Genomic DNA, 17,281 nt, shown 5'->3' with positions numbered 1-17,281 from the left:
CTGGAAGTCCAAGGCCGTCGCCACGTCGGAAAGACTGTCCCAGTTTCTTGAACGAGTCAAGAGTAGGAATCAATAAGGAGGAAAACGGCGGTCTCCACCCGTCTGACATGCCTGGACGTCCGGCGCGCGGCCCGGCCCGGCGGGTGCGGTCAGCCGTCGCGGAGGCCGAACAGGACGGTGAGGACGTCCTCGATGATCTCCGGGTGGTCGTCCTGGCCGCGGTCGAGGAGCCACTGCTGCTGCATGCCGTCCAGGAGCGCCAGCAGCGCCGTCGCGGCCGCGCGCGGGGTGAGCCCGCTCGGCAGCCGCTCGCCCCACCGCTCGGTGAAGCTCCGCACCATCCGCTCGCGCACCGTCGCGTAGTGGTCGCGGAAGTACTCCTGCGCCGGATGCCCGTCGGTGACGCTCTCGGCCATGAGGACGCTGTAGACCCGCGCCAGCCCGGGGTGCGCGTGGTCGTGCGCGACGACCTCGGCCATCTGGCCGGGCCAGTCCGCGCCGGCGTGCTCGGCGAGCAGGTGCTCGCGGTTGAGCTCCTCGCGGCGCCGCAGGATCTCGACCAGCAGCCGCTTCTTGCTCGGGAAGTAGTGCAGGACGCCCTGCCGGGTCAGGCCGACCTCGGCCGCGATCGCGTCGAGGGACGTCCCGCGGTAGCCGCGCGCGGCGAACATCCCGAGCGCGGCGGCCACGATCTCCTCGCGCCTGCTCCTCGTCATGCGGTCTCCACGGAACGACCGTATCGGCCCATGCCCGCACATCGCCCCCTATACCTACCTACAGGTAAGTAGGTACGCTGCGCGGCATGAGCGAAACCGCGATCATCACCGGGGCGGCGGGCGGCATCGGGGCGGCGACGGCCCGGCGGCTCGCGTCGTCCGGCGTCCGCTGCGTGCTCGTCGACCGCGACCCGCAGGTGACGGACGTCGCCGCGCCCATCGGCGGCACCGCCCTGGTGGGCGACCTGACCGACCCCGACCTGTCGGTGCGGGCCGCCGCCGAGGCGGGCGACGGCCTGGCGCTGGTCGTCCTCAACGCCGGGACGAACTCGCCCGACAAGGACCCGGCCGCGCTCGACCTCGACCGGTACCGCGCCGTCGTCGGCGTGAACCAGCACTCGGTCACCTACGGGCTGCGGGCCGCGCTGCCGGCGCTGCGGCGCCGCGGCGGCGGCTCGATCGTGGTCACCGCGTCGCTCGCCGCGCTGCACGGCGTCGAGCAGGACCCGATCTACACGATGACCAAGCACGCGGTCATCGGCCTGGTGCGCGCCCTGTCCGGCCCGCTGGCGCGGGAGGGGATCAGGCTCTCCGCCGTCTGCCCCGGCCTCGTCGACACCCCGCTCACCGCGGGCGCGCGCGACCGCTTCCGGGCCGCGGGCGTCCCGATGCTCACCGCCGACGAGGTCGCCGCCGCGATCGTGGACACGCTCCGCGACGGCGAGCCCGGCACCGAACTCGTCGTCCGCCCGGGCCGGGCACCCGCGCGTTACTCCCCGGCCCCGCTCCCCTAACGTCCGCGCACCGCCGGTTCACCGCGGGTTGGTAGGTTGCGGCGTCCGGCCGTGCGGGACGTTCGCCGGGGAGGGTCCACGACGTGAGCGGAGCACCGGACGAGCTGCGGCGCGGGCTCGGGACGTTCGACGCCGTCGTCGTCGGGCTCGGCGCGATGATCGGCGCGGGGATCTTCGCGGCGCTCGCCCCGGCGGCCCGCGCCGCGGGGTCCGGGCTGCTGCTCGGGCTCGCGCTGGCCGGGGCCGTCGCCTACTGCAACGCGACGTCGTCGGCGCGGCTGGCCGCACGGTACCCGGCGTCCGGCGGCGCCTACGTCTACGGCCGCGAACGGCTCGGCGACTTCTGGGGCCACCTCGCCGGCTGGGCCTTCGTGGTCGGCAAGACCGCGTCGTGCGCGGCGATGGCCCTCACCGCCGGCGGCTACGTCTGGCCGGAGCACGCCCACGCGGCGGCCGTCGCCGCCGTGGTCGCGCTGACGGCGGTGAACTACGCGGGGGTGCGCAAGTCCGCGCTGCTCACCCGCGTGATCGTCGCCGTGGTCCTGGCCGTGCTGGCCGCCGTGGTCGCGGCCGTCCTCGCCTCCGGCGCGGCGGACGCCGCCCGGCTCGCCCCCGGCGCGGGCGCCGCCCCGGGCGGGGTGCTCCAGGCGGCCGGGCTGCTGTTCTTCGCGTTCGCCGGGTACGCGCGCATCGCCACCCTCGGCGAGGAGGTCCGCGACCCGGCCCGCACCATCCCGCGCGCGGTCCCGATCGCGCTCGGGATCGTCCTCGCCGTGTACGCGGCGGTCGCGGCGGCGGCCCTGGCCGTGCTCGACGGCGACGGCCTCGCGCGGACGGCCGCGCCGCTGGCGGCGGCCGCCGACGCCGCCGGGGCCCCCGGCCTGGCGCCGGTCGTCCGGGCGGGCGCCGCCGCCGCCGCGCTGGGCGCGCTGCTCGCGCTCGTCCTCGGCGTCTCGCGGACCGTGCTGGCGATGGCCCGCGACCGCCACCTGCCGCACGCGCTCGCCGCCGTCCACCCCCGCTTCGGCGTCCCGCACCGGGCCGAGCTCGCGGTCGGCGCCGTCGTCGCGGCGGCCGCCGCGACCGCCGACCTCCGCGACGTCATCGGGTTCTCGTCGTTCGGGGTGCTGGCGTACTACGCGGTCGCGAACGCCTCGGCGTGGACGCTCGCACCGGACGAGGGCCGGCCGCCGCGCGCCGTCCCGCTGCTGGGCCTCGCGGGCTGCCTCGCGCTGGCGTTCGCGCTGCCGCGCGCGTCCGTCGCGGCCGGCGCGGCCGTCCTCGCCGCGGGCGCCGCCTGGTACGCGATCCGGCGTTTCACGACGTCACACGGCTAATCTTCACAAAGCCGCTATGGCGGGATACGTTCCCAACGTTAACGTCAGTCTCATAGAGCGCGGTGGTGCAATGGAGTCGTTGGAGACCTTCCTGGCCGATGTCAGCAGCTTCGTCTGGGGCCCGTGGTTGCTCATCCCCCTGCTGCTGCTGACCGGTCTCTATCTCACGATCTTGCTGCGCGGTCTGCAGTTCCGGCACTTCAAGCTCGCCTTCTGGCTGGCGTTCTTCAAACGCAGCGACGGCGAGGACACCGAGGGCGACATCGCGCACTACCAGGCGCTGACCACGGCGCTGGCGGCCACCGTCGGCGTCGGCAACATCGCCGGTGTCGCGACCGCGATCGCGCTGGGCGGGCCGGGCGCGGTCTTCTGGATGTGGTGCACCGGCCTCGTCGGGATGGCGACCAAGTACAGCGAGGCGTTCCTCGGGGTGCGGTTCCGGCGCAAGGACGCCGCCGGGGAGCAGAGCGGCGGCCCGATGCACTACCTCCGCGAGGGCATCCAGGGCCGCCTCGGCTGGTTCCTGGGCGGGTTCTTCGCCATCGCGGGCGCCATCGCCGCGTTCGGCATCGGCAACATGGTCCAGGCCAACACGGTCTCCAGCAACGTCGAGGCCGAGTGGGGCGTGCACACCTGGGTCACCGGGCTGCTGCTCACCGGCCTGGCCGCCGTGGTGATCGTCGGCGGCATCAAGAGCATCGGCCGGATCACCGCCGCGTTCGTGCCGATCATGATCGTCCTGTACGTCGTGGGCGCGCTGGGCGTCCTCGCGTTCAACCTCGGCGAGCTGCCGGGCGCGCTCGGCCTCATCATCACCGACGCCTTCTCGGGCACCGCCGCCACCGGCGGGTTCGTCGGCGCGGGCGTCGCCGCCGCCATCCAGTACGGTGTCGCGCGCGGCATCTTCTCCAACGAGTCCGGGCTGGGCACCGGCGGCATCGCCGCGGCGGCCGCCAAGACGACGCACCCGGTGCGGCAGGCGCTCGTGTCGATGACCCAGACCTTCATCGACACCCTCGTCGTCGTCAGCTTCACCGCACTGACGATCATCGTGACGGACTCCTGGAAGACCGGCGGCGAGGCCGACGCGGCCACGTTCACCGCCCGCGCCTTCGACGAGGGCCTGCCGGGCGACTGGGGCAGCGTCATCGTCACGCTCGGCGTGCTGTTCTTCGCCTCGTCCACCATCCTCGGCTGGTCGTACTACGGCGAGCGCTGCATGGAGTACCTGTTCGGCCGGAAGGCCGTGCTGCCCTACCGGCTGGTCTTCATCGCGATGGTCTACGTGGGCTCGGTGTCCACGATCACCGTGGTGTGGAACTTCTCCGACCTGATGAACGGCCTGATGGCGCTGCCGAACCTCGTGGGCCTGCTCATCCTGAGCCCGCTCGTCTGGCGGGAGACTCGCGCCTACTTCAAGTCGGGACCGCAGCAGGAGCCGTCCGAGGCGGTCAAGACCTGACGAGCCGCGCACCGACATCCGCTCGGCCCCGGGACGACCGTCCCGGGGCCGTCGTCGTCCCGGGGGCGACCTACCTGAAACATGTTCTTGCGAAAGGTCGCACCGTGCCATTTGCGGCAATGACGGCGATCGGCGGATAAGCGGAGTCGTCACACCGACCATTTCCGCAATGGACGCCACATCTTTCACGGCAGCCCCAACCAGTGACACTGACATAGCTGCCAAAAGAAGTCGGGGATGTAGTCACCTTTCGGGCGTTGACCGCTCAACGACCCTTGCCTATGGTGTCAATAGAACGCGTTCTAGTAAGACGGTCGGAAGATCGGCGTCGACGGCGACGGCGTCCTCCGGCCGGCCGTCCCCGGTTCGCACCTTCCCCGATCCGCCGGCCACGGGCGGGCGAGGCCGGACCGCGGACTCCCACCCCACCCCTCGGGTGCAGGCGCGACGCCCACATCCCCGAAATGAGGACCCCCCTTGTCCCGCATCAGCAAGAAGGCCGCGTTCCTCTCCACGACCGCCGCGGCCGCCCTGACCGTCGCCATGACCGCCACCCCCGCGCTGGCCTGGCCGGCCGGCAGCTTCACCGCCACCCTCGACGGTGACATGGTGATCGACGCGGGCATCCCCGCCACGTGCACCGACTCGACCCTCACCGGCAGCGTCGCGGCGGACGGCACGCTCACCGTCACCGGCGCCTCCGTGAGCGGCTGCGGCGTCACCGTCACCCCCGTCGGCCTGCCCTGGAGCGGCAGCCTCAGCGGCGGCGTCGCGTCCTTCGACGGCTTCCAGATGAGCGCCATCGGCTGCACCTTCGGCGGCGACATCACCGGCTCCTACTCCGGCGGCGAGACCTTCCCGGTCACCGCGGCGTTCACCGAGCAGACCGTCCAGCGGACGAGCGGCTGGCTGTGCCCGTCGTCCGCCACGATCACCGCCTCGTACACCTTCGCCCAGTCCTGATCCCCGGGACCGCAGGGTCCCCCTTCGCCACGGCCCCGGCGGGCGCCCGCCGGGGCCTATGGGCGCGAGGACGGACGGCGCCGCCGCCCCGCCGCGTGATCACCCGGCCGGCGACGCCCCCGGCGTCGGCACGACGGCCTCGCCGCCCTGCTGCCGCCCGTCCGGGTCCGTCATCGTCTCCTGCGCGGCCCCGATCGACGTCACCTCGGTGACCCGCCACGTCCCGTCCTTGCGGACCAGCCGCATGTCCAGGTGCGAGCCCAGCACCCGCCGGGTGCCCGCCGAACTGCGCACCTCCGAGTCCATCACCACGATCGCGCGCGCCGTGGACTCGTCGACGTCCCCCAGGTACACGGCCCGCACGGTCGCCGACGCGTCCGCCTTGAGCTTCGTGATCACGCCCTCCAGCCCGCCGGTGAACGCCACGTCGTACGTCTTCGCGAAGTCCTCCGACGCGAGCGAGAGCACCCGGTTCCGGGCGTCCTGCAAGTGCTCGTGGTCGTAGCTGAGCAGCGCCTGCCCGAACTCCCCGGCCTGCCGCTCCACCGCCTGCCGCGCCGCCTCCTCCTGCGCGGCCCGGTCCGCCCGGTACCACTGGAGCCCCGCCGTCGCGACCGCCGCGACCAGCAGGAGCCCGACCCCCGCACGCCCCCACGCCCCCCGGACGCCCCACTTCCGCCCGCCCTTGGCAGCAGCACCACCGCCCGCCTTGCCGACCTCGCCCAGGCCCTCCGACTCCGACTCCGAGTCCTTGGCGTCCGAATCCTTGGCGTCCGAATCCTTGGCGTCCCCGGCCCTGGGCTCTCCGCCCGTCGTGACCGTGTCGGAGGCGTCCGCGTTCGGGGCGGCGTCGGGCTTCGCGGGTTTGGTGGTCTCGGCGGTCGCGGGGGTTTCCGCGGGGTCGTTCGCAGCGGGGTCGCGGTCCGCCTCGGCGGGCTCGACGTCGTCCGACATCGGTGCCTCCCTCTCGGTCATTTCTGCTTGCGGATCCGCACGGCCCGCAGGGTGCGGGCGGCGACGGCGGCCAGGACGAGCGCGGCGGCCAGCGGCGGCCACAGCGGGAATCCGCCGCCGTCCGAGGACGGCTCGTCCCGCGCGTGCACGGGGCGCGCCGACATCGCGGGGTCGGCGCCGGGCGTGGAGCGGGCGCCGGGCGCGGTGCGCGCGGAGCCGTCGCGTTCGCCGGCGTCGCCGGAGTCGCCGGACTGGGCGGCGGGCGGGGCGCACAGGGTGAGGTCGGGCGCCCGGGGCTTGGGCCGCGGGTCGGCGTACTCGGTGGGGGCCTCGTGGCCGGCGACGGTGATGACCGGGGCCACGCGGAGGTACGGGCCGGTGGCGTCGCGGGCGGTGATGTCGGTGACCAGGGCCTTCAGGGTCGGGACCATCTCGACGACGTGCCGGATCTTCGCGGAGTTCTGCGCGGTGAGGAGGGGTTCGGACGGGGTGGCGGCGGCGGTCAGCAGGCAGCCGAGGCCGGGGCGCGACCTGCGCAGCAGCTCGTTGACCTGGGCGAGGGCGCCGGGGCCCTCGTCGAGGGCGGTCTCCAGGTGCGCGCGGTTCTGCCGGAGCGTGGCGGTGACGGTCGCGAGGTCGTTGACGCCCGAGGCGATCGCGCCGCGGCGGCTCGCGAGGGTCGAGGTGAGGCGGGTGAGTTCGACCGCGAGGGCGTCGAGGGTGCCGGCGTCGGCGGCGAGGGTCTCGGTGAGCTGGTGGGTGTCGCCGATGATCGCGTTGATGGAGCCGCCGCGGCCCTCCAGGCCGGCGGCGGCCTCGTGGACGAGCGTCTGCGCGTCGCGGGGGTCGACGGCCTTGAGCGTCTCGCCGAGCCCGTGGAAGAGCTGCTGGTAGTCGACGGTCGACTCGGTGCGGGCCACCGGGATCCGGTCGCCGTCCCGCAGGTCCCGGCCGGCGGGACGGGCCGGGGGCGTGAGCTCGATGTACGGTTCGCCGATCGCGGACTTGCGCAGGACGCGCGCGCCGGCGCCCGCGGGGACGTCCGCCCCGCGGTCGAGGTCGAGGCGGACGTCGACGTGGCCGTCGCGGAGTTCGACGGCGCCGACGGTGCCGACGTGGACGCCGAGGTGCGTGACCTCCTGGTCGGCGCGGAGGCCGGGGGACGTCGCGAACTCGACGGTGACGTGGTACGGGCGTTCGAGGGCGTCGATGCTGATGATGCTGCGGAGCGCCCAGACGGCGAGGACGACGCCGAGGACGGCGAAGAACACCAGGTTGACGACGATGCGGGGCTGTTTCACGGGCGGGGTCCCATCAGGTGCCACGGCTGCCGCGCCTGCGTCTTCGCGGCGGTTCCGGGGTGCGGCAGGAAGCCCTTGATCCACAGGAAGAGGAGCGCCTGCCCGCTGTGCGACACGGACGGGCCGTCGAGGAACGCCAGGACGGCGTTCGCGAGGGCCTTGAGGTCCTCGCCGCCCCGGACGGCGGCGGCGAGGAGGTCGTCGGCGCGCCGGAGCAGGGTCGCGAGGCGCTGGGCGTGCTCGCTCTGGACGTTCGCGTTGAACGACGTCCCGAGCTTCGTCAGTTCCTGAACGGCCCGCTTCACCTGCGCCCGGTCGTTCTGGAGGCGTTCGGTGGCGAGCCGGATGTTGCCGGGCAGGTCGTCGATGTCCTCGCCGCCGGCGCGGAGCGAGTGCCCGAGTTTCGCGAGGTCGTCCATGGCGCGGCCGAGTTCGGCGCTGGCGGCGGCGTAGGAGTCGGACACGCCGGCGGCCTTCTTGATGAGCGTGTTGAGGCGCTGCCCCTTGCCGCCGAGGGCGGTCGCGGTCTCGCGGTTGATGGTCGAGATCTCCTGGCCGCCGAGGGCGGCGAGGAGCGGGCCGAGGCGGGCGCTGATCTGCTCCAGGTCCGGCTGGACGGACGTCCGCCCGATGGACGCGCCGGACGCGAGGAACGGTCCGGCGCTCGCGCCCGGGGGCGGCTGCAGGCGCACGTAGTTCTCGCCGAGCAGGGACGTCTTCGCGATCGCCGCGGTGGTCCCGACGGGCACCCGGACGTCGTCCTTGAGCGACATCGTGACCTCGGCCCGGCGGCCGGCGAGTTCGACGCCGACGACGGTGCCGACGCGGATGTCGGAGATCTGGACGCTGTGCCCGACGACGAGGCTCTGCACGTCGTCGAACTCGGCGGTGAGGCGCATGTCGCCCTGCGGCGCGCCGATGGTCTGCAGGGTGCATCCGCAGGCGGTGAGGAGCAGGACGAGCGCCAGTGCGGCCCGTGTGATCATCGCGGCCCCTCCGTGCAGTTCGCGAGGGCGGGCTGCCCTTCGAGGCAGGGGACCGTGCCCCAGCCCATCGCGTCGAACAGGGGCTGGAGCCACGCGCGGAGGGTGCCGTGGACGACGACGCGGATCGTCGCGACGTGGTTCTGCCGGTCCCAGGCGTCGACGGCGACGTCGGCGAACGTGCCGAGGGCGTCGATCGCCTGGTTGAGGGAGCCCGCGTTCGACTTGAGGGTCAGCACGATGTTCGACAGGTCGGAGACGGTGCCGGGCAGCGTCTCCTTGTAGGCGGTGACGATGACGCGGCTCTCGCGGATCGCGGCGGCGAGGCCCTGGATGAACGCGGTGAGCCGGGCGCGCTCCTCGGTGAGCGACCGGGAGACGGAGGAGAACGAGTCGATGAGTTCGCCGAGGCGCTTGTCGCGGGCGTTGAGTTCGGTGGCGAGGGTGCGCAGGCCGTCGGCGAGGGAGACGATGCGCTCGTCCTGCGCGGCGAGGTTCTCGGTGAGGTCGGCGGTGCCGCGCAGGGCGTCGTTGACGTCGCCGCCGCGGCCGCGCAGGTCGTCGGCGCCGCGGCCGACGGCGTCGCCGAGCTGCTTCGGGTCGATGGACTTGTTGAGCCGGGCGAACGCGGCGAGCGCGTCGTCGATCTCGACGGGCAGCTTCGTGCGCTCCTGCGGGATCACCATGCCGGACGGCGCCTTGGGCGCGCCGGGCTGCCAGGGCGGGTGCAGGACGACGAAGCGTTCGCCGAGCGCGTTCGCGGACGCGATGGCGGCGCGGGTGTCGCGGCGGACGGGGACCGACGCGTCGACCTCCAGGTCGACGCGGACCCGGTTCTCCTCGGTGCGGATGCCGACGACGCTGCCGGCGTCGGCGCCCATGATGCGGACGCGGGACTGCTCGTAGAGGGAGGTCGTCTTGGCGAAGTAGACGGTGAGGCGGTAGGTGCCGTCGTCGGGGGCGAGGGTGCAGCCGCCGGTGGCGGCGGTCAGGGCGAGCGCGGCGGCGGCCGCGGCGAGTCGTCTCATCGCCGTCCTCCGGTTCCTTCGGGCGCCGATTTCGCCAGTTCGGCGAGGTCCTTCGGGGAGAGCGGGCCGATGCCGCTGGCGAGGACGTCCAGCCAGGGGCCGCGGCCGCCGGTGGCGGACAGCCCGCTGAGGGTGGGCCCGGCCCAGGCGAGCAGTTCGTTGAAGTCGCCGGTGGTGGGCCGCAGGGTGCCGAGGGTGCGCTGGAGGTCGGCCATGACGGTCTCGAGCTGCTTCTGCTGCTTGTCGATGAGCCGCGTGAGCGTCGCGACCGTCCGCCCGCCGCTGCCGAGGAACGCCGACAGCTCGGTCTTGCGGCGTTCCAGTTCGTCCAGCATGAGCCGCACGTTGCTGAGGAGGGCGGAGAGCTGCTTCTCCTTGGTGCGGGCGAGGTCGAGGACGCGGTCGCCGTTGGTCAGCAGCTTCTCGATCTGCGGTTCGGACTCGTTGACGGTCCGGGCGAGGTCGGCGAGGTTGGTGAGGGTGCGGCTGAGCCGGCCCCGGTCGTCCGCGGACACCCCGTTCAGCTCGCCGAGGATCCGGTCGATGGACTCGGTGTCGAGCCGGGTGATCGTCTCGGTCGAGCGGTTCAGGACGTCGTTGATGGTGGCGGGCGTGCCGGTGCGTTCGAGGGGGACGCGGCGCCGGCCGTCCGGCAGGTCGGCCAGGTGGGGGGTGGTGACCGGGCCGGACAGCCGCAGGTAGCGGCCGCCGAGGACGCTGGCGACCTCGACGTCCGCGCGGGTCGCGGGCCCGAGGTCGACCTCGGCGTCGACCTCCCAGGTGACGAGGACGCGGCCCTTGCCCCAGTCCGGTTCGACGGCGGTGACCTCGCCCGCGCGGATCCCGGCGACCCGCACCTCGTCGCCGGCCTTCAGCCCGCCGGTCTCGGCGAACACCCCGGTGACGGTGTAGCGGTTGAGGAGCAGGCCCTCGGTGCCGATCAGGTAGACGGCGACGACGAGCGCGAGCAGGGTGCCGGACGACACGAGCCCGACGGTGATCCGGTTGCGGTCGCGGAGCGATCCGAGCGGCATCAGGCGCCTCCCACCAGCAGGGTGCGCAGCGCCCCCGCCGAGTCGATGCGGACCCGTCCGGTCGTCGCCGCCGGCTGCGTGCCCCCGGACGTCCCGGACGTCCCGGACGCCCCGGCCGTCCCGGGCTCGCGGGCGCCCGGCAGCCGCGTCGGGTACGGGCAGGGCGGCGCGGCGAGGCTGAGGCAGGGGATGGCGGCCTCCATGTAGGTGCCGTTGTCGGTGGCCGCGAAGATGTGCCGCAGCTTGGGCGACGCCGACTCCATCACCTGCGCGAGGGTCCCGACGTTGCGCCGGACGCCGCCGGTGAGCTGCGCCAGCCGGGCCACCACGGCGGACAGTTCGGCGCTGTTGCCGGTGAGGACCCGGTCGGACGTCCGCGCCATCGCGGCGAGCTCGACGAGGGCCTCGTCCACGAGGCGCCGGTTGTCGGCGAACGCCCCGCTGAGGTCGACGAGCCCGTCGACGGCCTGCCCGATCTGCTTGTCGCGGCGAGCGATGATCTCGCTGATGGCGGCGTAGTCGTCCAGCATCTGCTTGAGCGTGGCGCGGCGCGCGGCGATCGTGGACGACAGCCGGTCGACGTTCACGATCAGCCGGTCGATCTCCTCGGCGTTGCCGTTGAGGGCCTGCGCCAGCGACACCAGGACGGTGTTGACCTGCGTCGGGTCGATGCTCTCGGTGAGCGGCGCGAGCTGGTCGATGAGGGCGCCCGCGTCGACGACGGACCGGGTGCGGGTGATGTGCGCGCCGGGCCGCATCGGCTCGGGGCTCGTCCCGGGGATGAGGTAGACGACGCGGCTGCCCATCGCGTCGCGCCAGCGGATCGCGGCCTCGCTGTCGGACGGGACGGTCACCGTCTCGTTCACGTGCATCCGGACCCGGGCGCGGCCGTCGACGATCTTCAGTTCGTCGACCCGGCCCACCGGGGCGCCCGCGATCTTCACCTCGTCGCCGGCGGCGAGGCCGCTGGCGTCGTCGAAGGTGGCGGTCACCGTCCAGCCGTCGGTGAAGCTCAGCCGGGCGATCTGCGCGCCGATGAACGCGGTGAGCAGGCCGGTCACCGCCACGAACGCGACGAGCCGGACGAGCAGCCCGATGCGGGCGCGGGAGAGTCGCACCGCCATGTCAGTGGCCTCCCTGCGCCGGGCAGACCCCGACGATCAGCCGGCACGGGTCGGTCGGCAGGAGCCCCCGGGTGCGGATGTAGTTCTTGCCCTCGGGGCCGGCCAGCGACACCAGCTCCCCGTAGAGCGGGAGGAGCCGGTTGCCGGTGCGGACGGCGTCGCCGGCCAGGCCGAGCTGGGCGTACACGACGGCGGCGGCGCGCTCCCCGGAGCGGAACGCCTCGCCGAGCTGCCCGCCGCGCTTGCCGAACCCGTGCGCGACGACCCCGGACAGGTCGGAGATCTCGTCGGCGAACTCCCCGAGCCGGCCGGTGCCGCCCGCGGCGGTCTGCTCGATGAGCGTGTTGGCGTCGCCGTTGACGGCGACGAGGTCGTCGCCGGTGCCGGACGCGGCGAGCGTCCCGGTGAGCCCGGCGGCGTCGGTGAGGAACCGGCGGGCCTCGGCGCGGCGGCGGTGCGCGACGTCCGTCAGGACGGCCGCGTGGTCGATCGTGTCGCCGAGCCGCGCGCCCTGCCCGTTCAGTCCCCGCGCGAGGGTGTGGACGATCGTGGCGACCTCGGTGGGGTCGACGGCGCTGAGGGTGGCGTCGGCCTGGGCGAGCAGGTTCGACAGGTCCTGCGGGTCGGACGTCCGCTCGATCGTCGCGCCGGACGCCAGGAACGGGCCGCCGCGCTCGCCGGGGCCGGGGGTCAGCTCGACGAACTTCGGCCCGAACGCGGACGCGGGCTCGATCGACGCCGCCGCGGACGCCGGCACCCGGACGCCCGGGTCCAGCCGCAGGGTGAGCCGTGCGCGTCCGGCGCCGGTGAGCTCCATCCGCTCGACCGTCCCGACCGTCACGCCGCGGATCTTGACGGGCGCGCCGTCGCCGAGGCCCTGCCCGGCCGTGCCGAACACGGCGGTCAGCCGGGTGCCCTCGGCCTGGAACGGGCGGGTCACCAGCAGGTACACGCCGAGCGCGGTCAGCAGGACGGTCAGCAGCGAGATGAGCAGCGCCCGCCGGAGGGGAATGTCATGGTTCATCCGGTCAACCTCACGGTCGCTCCGTTGCCCCAGAAGACGTAGGAGAGCAGCAGGTTCAGCGTGACGATCGTGATGATCGACAGCCGGATCGCGCGGCCGGACGCCCGGCCCACGCCCGCCGGGCCGCCGCTGGCGTAGTAGCCGTAGTAGCAGTGGATCGTGATCACCGCGAAGGCGAACACCCCGACCTTGATCGCGCTGTAGACGAGGTCGATCGTCGGCAGGTACAGCGTGAAGTAGTAGTCGTAGACGCCCGGCGCGAGGTCGAAGAACTCGGTGCTGATCCACCGGGTGGAGAAGAAGCTCGCGAACAGGGCGATGAGGTAGAGCGGGACGAGCGCGATCAGCGCGGCGACCACGCGGGTGCAGACGAGGTAGGCGAACGAGCCGATGCCCATCACCTCGAGCGCGTCGATCTCCTCGGAGATCCGCATGGCGCCGAGCTCGGCGGTGAACGCCGACCCGCACTGCGCCGCGAGCGCCGTCGCGGCGATCACCGGGGTGATCTCGCGGACGTTCGCGAACGACCCGACAAGCCCCATGAACGACTCCGCGCCGATCGACTCCAGGCCGGTGTAGCCCTGGAGGCCGACCTCGGTGCCGACGAAGAACGCCATCGTGAAGATCACGAAGATCATGCCGCCGCCGACGACGGTGGCGCCGGCGCCGACCACGATGTCGCTGACGTGCCGGGCGACCGTCTTGGCGTACTTGCGGCGCAGGATCAGGTCGCGGACCGAGTACAGCAGCACCCGGTAGATGAACACCGGCCACTGCGCGAGGTCCCCGCCGCGCCGCAGCGCGGCGGACCCCGCCGACGTGATCCGGTCGGCGGTCCGGGGGGACAGGAGCGGCGCGGCCATCAGTGGGTGGGCGGGAACGCGACGAAGTACACCGTCGAGATCACGTAGTTGAGGGCGAACACGAGCATGAAGGCGACCACGATCGCCCGGTTGACGGCGCGTCCGACCCCGACGGGGCTGCCCGCGCAGTTCATTCCCATGTAGCAGGCGACGGCCGCTGCGATGAGGCCGAACAGCCACGACTTCAGCAGCGTGACGAGCAGGTCGGAGGTCTGCAGGAGCGACACGGCGCCGGCGAAGTACGCGCCGGGCGTGACGTCCTGGAGGAGCACGTTGAACACGAAGCCCCCCGCCGCCCCCGAGACGATCACCAGGGAGGCCAGCAGCATCGACACCAGGCTCGACGCCCACAGCCGGGGGGTGACGAGCCGGTGCACGGGGTTGACGGCCATCGACTCCATCGCCGACAGCTCGTCGCGGATCTTGCGGGCGCCCATGTCGGCGGTCATCGCCGAGCCGCCCGCGCCCGCGATGATCAGCGCGGCGGCGATCGGGGCGACCTCCCGGACCAGTCCGACGATCACCGCGCCGCCGGTGGACGACTGCGCGCCGAGCTGGGACGCGAGCTGCCCGACCTGGAGCGCGACCGTCGCGCCGAGCGGCAGCGACACCAGCATGACCGGCACGCTGGTGACGCGGGCGAGGAACCACGACTGCTCCGCGAACTCCCAGCCCCAGGTCCGCACGTCCCACGTGCGGCGCAGGCCCTCCAGCGCGATGACGAACAGTTCCCCGACCTCGCCGAGGAATCCCCGGATCCGCGCGGTGATCCCCGCCCTGAGCCGGGTCGTGAGACTCGCCGTGACCCGTGCCGTGACCATAGGCCGTCACCTCCTCAGCTCGTCCCGCCGCTTCTGGGAGCAGGCGCCACCTTAGCGACTTACTGACGCCCCGCCAATAAGTGGCCGCTTATTGACAATAACTATTGGCGATACGTCAGCACGAGGTCGGGCGGGGGCCGGCCGGGGCCCGTCCCGACGTCGCGACCCGACCCGGCGGCCGGGCCGCGCGGACGCCTCCTTACAGTGACGTCCGTGCTGTACGGCAGGTCGGCGGAGATCGGCGAACTCGACGAGGTGGTCGCGCGGGCGCGCGACGGGTCCGGCGGCGCGGTGCTGCTGCGCGGCGAGGCGGGCGCGGGCAAGACCGCGCTGCTCGACGCCGCCGCCGCGCGCGGCGGCGCGATGCGGGTGCTGCGGACCACCGGCGTCGAACCCGAGTCCGACCTCGCGTTCGCGGCGCTGCACCGGCTGCTGCTGCCCGTGGCCGACGGGCTCGACGCGCTGCCCGGCCCCCAGCGCGACGCGGTGCGCGCGGCCCTCGGGCTCGCCGCGGGCGGCGCCGGCGACCGCTTCCTCGTCGGCGCCGGAGTGTTCTCGCTGCTGGCCGAGGCCGCCGCGCCGGACGGGCTGCTCTGCGCCGTCGACGACCTCCAGTGGGTCGACCGGGCCTCCGCCGACGCGCTGCTGTTCGCCGCCCGCAGGCTGGCGACGGAACGCATCGCGATGCTGTTCGCCGTGCGCGGCGACGCCCCGGTCGCCGGGGTGCCCCGGACGGTGGACGTGCGCGGCCTGCCGGAGCCCGCGGCGGCCGAACTGCTCGCGTCCCGGCACGGCGGGCTCGCCCCCGGCGTCGCCCGCGAGCTCGTCGCGCTGACCCGCGCGAACCCCCTCGCGCTCCGCGAGATCGCGGACCTGCTGACGCCCGCGCAGCGCGCCGGGCGCGACCCGCTGCCCGACCCGCCGCCCGGCGGCGCCCGGCTCTTCGGCGACCGGGTCGCCGCGCTCTCCCCGCCCGCCCGGCTCGTCGCCCTGACCGCCGCCGTGGAAGCCGAACTCGACCACGTCCTGGCCGCCGCCGACCGGCTGCTCGACGCGGACGGCCGGGCCGCGCTCGCCGAACTCGAAGCCGCCGGACTGGCCGACGTCGCGGGGACGCGGGTGCGCTTCCGGCACCCGCTCGTCCGGTCCGCGGTGCACGAGGCGGCGGGCGGCGCGGAGGTCCGCCGGGTGCACGCCGTCCTGGCGGAGCTGACCGGCGGCGACCGCCGCGCCTGGCACCTGGCCGGGGCCGCCCTCGGCCGGGACGAACGGGTCGCCGCCGCGCTGACGGCCGCCGCCGACCGCGCCCGCGAGCGCGGCGGCTACGGCACCGCCGCCACCGCCCTCGCCCGGGCCGCCGAACTGACCCCCGAGCCGCACGCCCGCGCCGTCCGGCTGAAGGACGCCGCCGTCGCCGCGTGGCTCGGCGGCCGTCCGGGGCGGGCGGAGTCGCTGCTGGCCGAGGCGCGCGAGGAGGCCGGGGACGCGCTCGCCCCGCGGCTCGCCCGGCTCCGCGGCCGGTTCGAACTGACCTCGGGCAACGCCGCCGAGGCCGTGCGGATCCTGTCCGCGGGCGACGACCTCGACACGCTCGCCGACGCCGTGGAGGCCGCCTCGTACGTCGGCGACACCGCCGCGATCGTCCGCCTCGCCCGGCGCGCCGCCGCGCACCCCGCCGGTTTCCTGCGGGACGCGGTCGTCGGGATCGGCCGCACGCTCGACGGCGACCCCGACGGTCCCGGCCTCCTGCGCCGGGCCCTGGCCCGCGCGGACGGCCTCGACGACGCGTCCGCGTACCTGTGGGCGACCGCCGCCGCCAGCGCCCTGCGCGAATGGGACCTGGCCGCCGACCTGGCCGCCAGGGCGGAGCGGGTCGCCCGGGTGTCGGGCATGACCGGGCAACTGCCGGTCGTGCTGGAGTTCGCCGCGACGGCCGAGCGCATCGCCGGACGTCCCGCCCGCAGCCGCGCCGTGTCCGAGGAGGCCCTCGCGCTGGCCCGCGAAGCCGGATACACCAACACGGTGGCCGCCCACCTGGCGAACCTCGCGGTGGTGGCGGCGCTGCGCGGCGAGGAGGAGACCTGCGAGCGGCACGCCCGCGACGCCCTCGCCATCGCGATCCCGCACCGGGTCGGGCTGCACGCCGGGGTGGCCGCGTACGCGCGCGCGATGCTCGACCTGTGCCTCGGCCGCCACGCCGCCGCCCACGACCGGTTCACCGCGCTCGCCGCCGCCGGGCCGGGCGCCGGGCACCCGACCGTCCTGTGGCGGTCGGCGCCCGACCGGATCGAGGCCGCCGCGGGCGCGGGCGACGTAGCCGCCGCACGCGCGGCCTTCGCCGCCTACGAGCGCTGGACCGAGCACGCCGCGACGCCCGAGTCCGGCGCCCTCCTCGCCCGCTGCCGGGGCCTGGTGGACGCGTCCGACGACGCGTTCGCCGAGGCGCTCCGCCTGCACACGAACCCGTTCGAGGCGGCCCGGACGGCCCTGCTGCTCGGCGAGCGCCTCCGCCGCGCGCACCGTCCGGCCGAGGCCCGCGCGCACCTGCGGGCGGCGTGGGAGACCTTCGAGCGGGCGGGCGCCCGGCCGTGGGCCCGCCGCGCGCAGGACGAGCTCCGCGCGGCGGGCGAGAGCGGGCACGCCCCGCCCCCGGCCGTCCTCGACGCGCTGACGCCGCAGGAGCTGCGCATCGCGGGCCTGGTCGCCGACGGGCTGTCGAGCAAGGAGATCGCCGCCCGGCTGTTCCTCAGCCCCCGCACCGTCGAGTACCACCTGTACAAGATCTATCCGAAGCTGGGCATCGGCTCCCGTACCGAACTGGCGCGACTGGTAGTTCTACAGAAGGCGCCCGCCGCCGCGCACGGCAAGCTCTGAGGC

The 17,281-nt window shown here is 74.4% G+C and carries 15 protein-coding genes; 5 read left to right on the top strand and 10 right to left on the bottom strand.

Translation table 11 applies throughout. The annotated features are described in order from the left end of the window. Positions 1 to 149: 149 nt before the first annotated feature. Positions 150 to 716: a TetR/AcrR family transcriptional regulator gene (locus H505_RS0122200; RefSeq protein ID WP_026403737.1), complete on the bottom strand. Its 567-nt coding sequence runs from the start codon at positions 714 to 716 to the stop codon at positions 150 to 152. A gap of 86 nt (positions 717 to 802) precedes the next feature. Between H505_RS0122200 and H505_RS0122195 the strand changes: the two genes are divergently transcribed. The 4 genes from H505_RS0122195 to H505_RS0122180 all read left to right on the top strand — a co-directional run bounded on the left by H505_RS0122195 (position 803) and on the right by H505_RS0122180 (position 5,272). Then, the gene (locus tag H505_RS0122195; protein ID WP_026403736.1) at positions 803 to 1,510 is read left to right on the top strand and encodes an SDR family oxidoreductase; all 708 of its coding nucleotides are present in this window, start codon (positions 803 to 805) and stop codon (positions 1,508 to 1,510) included. Positions 1,511 to 1,593: 83 nt separating this feature from the next. Beyond that, positions 1,594 to 2,847: an APC family permease gene (locus H505_RS0122190; RefSeq protein ID WP_026403735.1), complete on the top strand. Its 1,254-nt coding sequence runs from the start codon at positions 1,594 to 1,596 to the stop codon at positions 2,845 to 2,847. A 70-nt stretch (positions 2,848 to 2,917) separates the two neighbouring features. Beyond that, positions 2,918 to 4,309, top strand: coding sequence for an alanine/glycine:cation symporter family protein (locus H505_RS43660; protein ID WP_034519237.1), 1,392 nt, complete (start codon positions 2,918 to 2,920; stop codon positions 4,307 to 4,309). A 477-nt stretch (positions 4,310 to 4,786) separates the two neighbouring features. Beyond that, entirely contained in the window at positions 4,787 to 5,272 is a 486-nt protein-coding gene (locus H505_RS0122180) for a hypothetical protein (RefSeq protein ID WP_026403734.1), read from the top strand. 99 nt (positions 5,273 to 5,371) lie between these two features. Here the strand turns inward: H505_RS0122180 and H505_RS0122175 are convergent, their stop codons facing one another. From H505_RS0122175 to H505_RS0122135, 9 genes are read right to left on the bottom strand one after another with little or no spacing between them, the layout of a single operon-like run. Further along, the gene (locus H505_RS0122175; protein WP_026403733.1) at positions 5,372 to 6,226 is read right to left on the bottom strand and encodes a hypothetical protein; all 855 of its coding nucleotides are present in this window, start codon (positions 6,224 to 6,226) and stop codon (positions 5,372 to 5,374) included. A gap of 17 nt (positions 6,227 to 6,243) precedes the next feature. Next, positions 6,244 to 7,527: an MCE family protein gene (locus tag H505_RS43655; protein WP_051301029.1), complete on the bottom strand. Its 1,284-nt coding sequence runs from the start codon at positions 7,525 to 7,527 to the stop codon at positions 6,244 to 6,246. Then, complete coding sequence (locus H505_RS0122165) at positions 7,524 to 8,513, bottom strand: MCE family protein (protein ID WP_026403732.1); 990 nt, start codon at positions 8,511 to 8,513, stop codon at positions 7,524 to 7,526. The genes H505_RS43655 and H505_RS0122165 overlap by 4 nt, the downstream gene beginning before the upstream one ends. Beyond that, positions 8,510 to 9,538 (bottom strand): MCE family protein, encoded by a 1,029-nt coding sequence (locus H505_RS0122160; protein WP_034519235.1) that lies wholly within the window; start codon positions 9,536 to 9,538, stop codon positions 8,510 to 8,512. The genes H505_RS0122165 and H505_RS0122160 overlap by 4 nt, the downstream gene beginning before the upstream one ends. Continuing rightward, the gene (locus tag H505_RS0122155; RefSeq protein ID WP_026403730.1) at positions 9,535 to 10,572 is read right to left on the bottom strand and encodes an MlaD family protein; all 1,038 of its coding nucleotides are present in this window, start codon (positions 10,570 to 10,572) and stop codon (positions 9,535 to 9,537) included. Before H505_RS0122155 ends, H505_RS0122160 begins: the two co-directional genes overlap by 4 nt. Next, positions 10,572 to 11,696 carry an MCE family protein gene (locus H505_RS43650; protein WP_051301028.1) on the bottom strand — a complete coding sequence of 375 codons (1,125 nt, stop codon included), beginning with the start codon at positions 11,694 to 11,696 and terminating at the stop codon, positions 10,572 to 10,574. The genes H505_RS0122155 and H505_RS43650 overlap by 1 nt, the downstream gene beginning before the upstream one ends. A gap of 1 nt (position 11,697) precedes the next feature. Further along, a complete protein-coding gene (locus H505_RS0122145; protein ID WP_051301027.1) occupies positions 11,698 to 12,720 on the bottom strand; it encodes an MlaD family protein in 1,023 nt (340 codons plus the stop codon). After that, positions 12,717 to 13,583, bottom strand: a complete 867-nt coding sequence (locus H505_RS0122140) for an ABC transporter permease (protein WP_051301026.1) — start codon at positions 13,581 to 13,583, stop codon at positions 12,717 to 12,719. The genes H505_RS0122145 and H505_RS0122140 overlap by 4 nt, the downstream gene beginning before the upstream one ends. Then, positions 13,583 to 14,404 carry an MlaE family ABC transporter permease gene (locus H505_RS0122135; protein WP_051301025.1) on the bottom strand — a complete coding sequence of 274 codons (822 nt, stop codon included), beginning with the start codon at positions 14,402 to 14,404 and terminating at the stop codon, positions 13,583 to 13,585. Before H505_RS0122135 ends, H505_RS0122140 begins: the two co-directional genes overlap by 1 nt. Before the next feature lie 213 nt (positions 14,405 to 14,617). On the opposite strand from H505_RS0122135, the gene H505_RS0122130 reads away from it, so the two are divergent. Beyond that, the gene (locus H505_RS0122130) at positions 14,618 to 17,278 is read left to right on the top strand and encodes a helix-turn-helix transcriptional regulator (protein WP_026403726.1); all 2,661 of its coding nucleotides are present in this window, start codon (positions 14,618 to 14,620) and stop codon (positions 17,276 to 17,278) included. Positions 17,279 to 17,281: the final 3 nt, after the last annotated feature.

The organism is Actinomadura rifamycini DSM 43936 (genome assembly GCF_000425065.1).
Lineage (GTDB): Bacteria > Actinomycetota > Actinomycetes > Streptosporangiales > Streptosporangiaceae > Spirillospora > Spirillospora rifamycini.
Note: the sequence above shows the minus strand (reverse complement) of the source record. Positions and strands in the feature narration are given on the sequence as shown.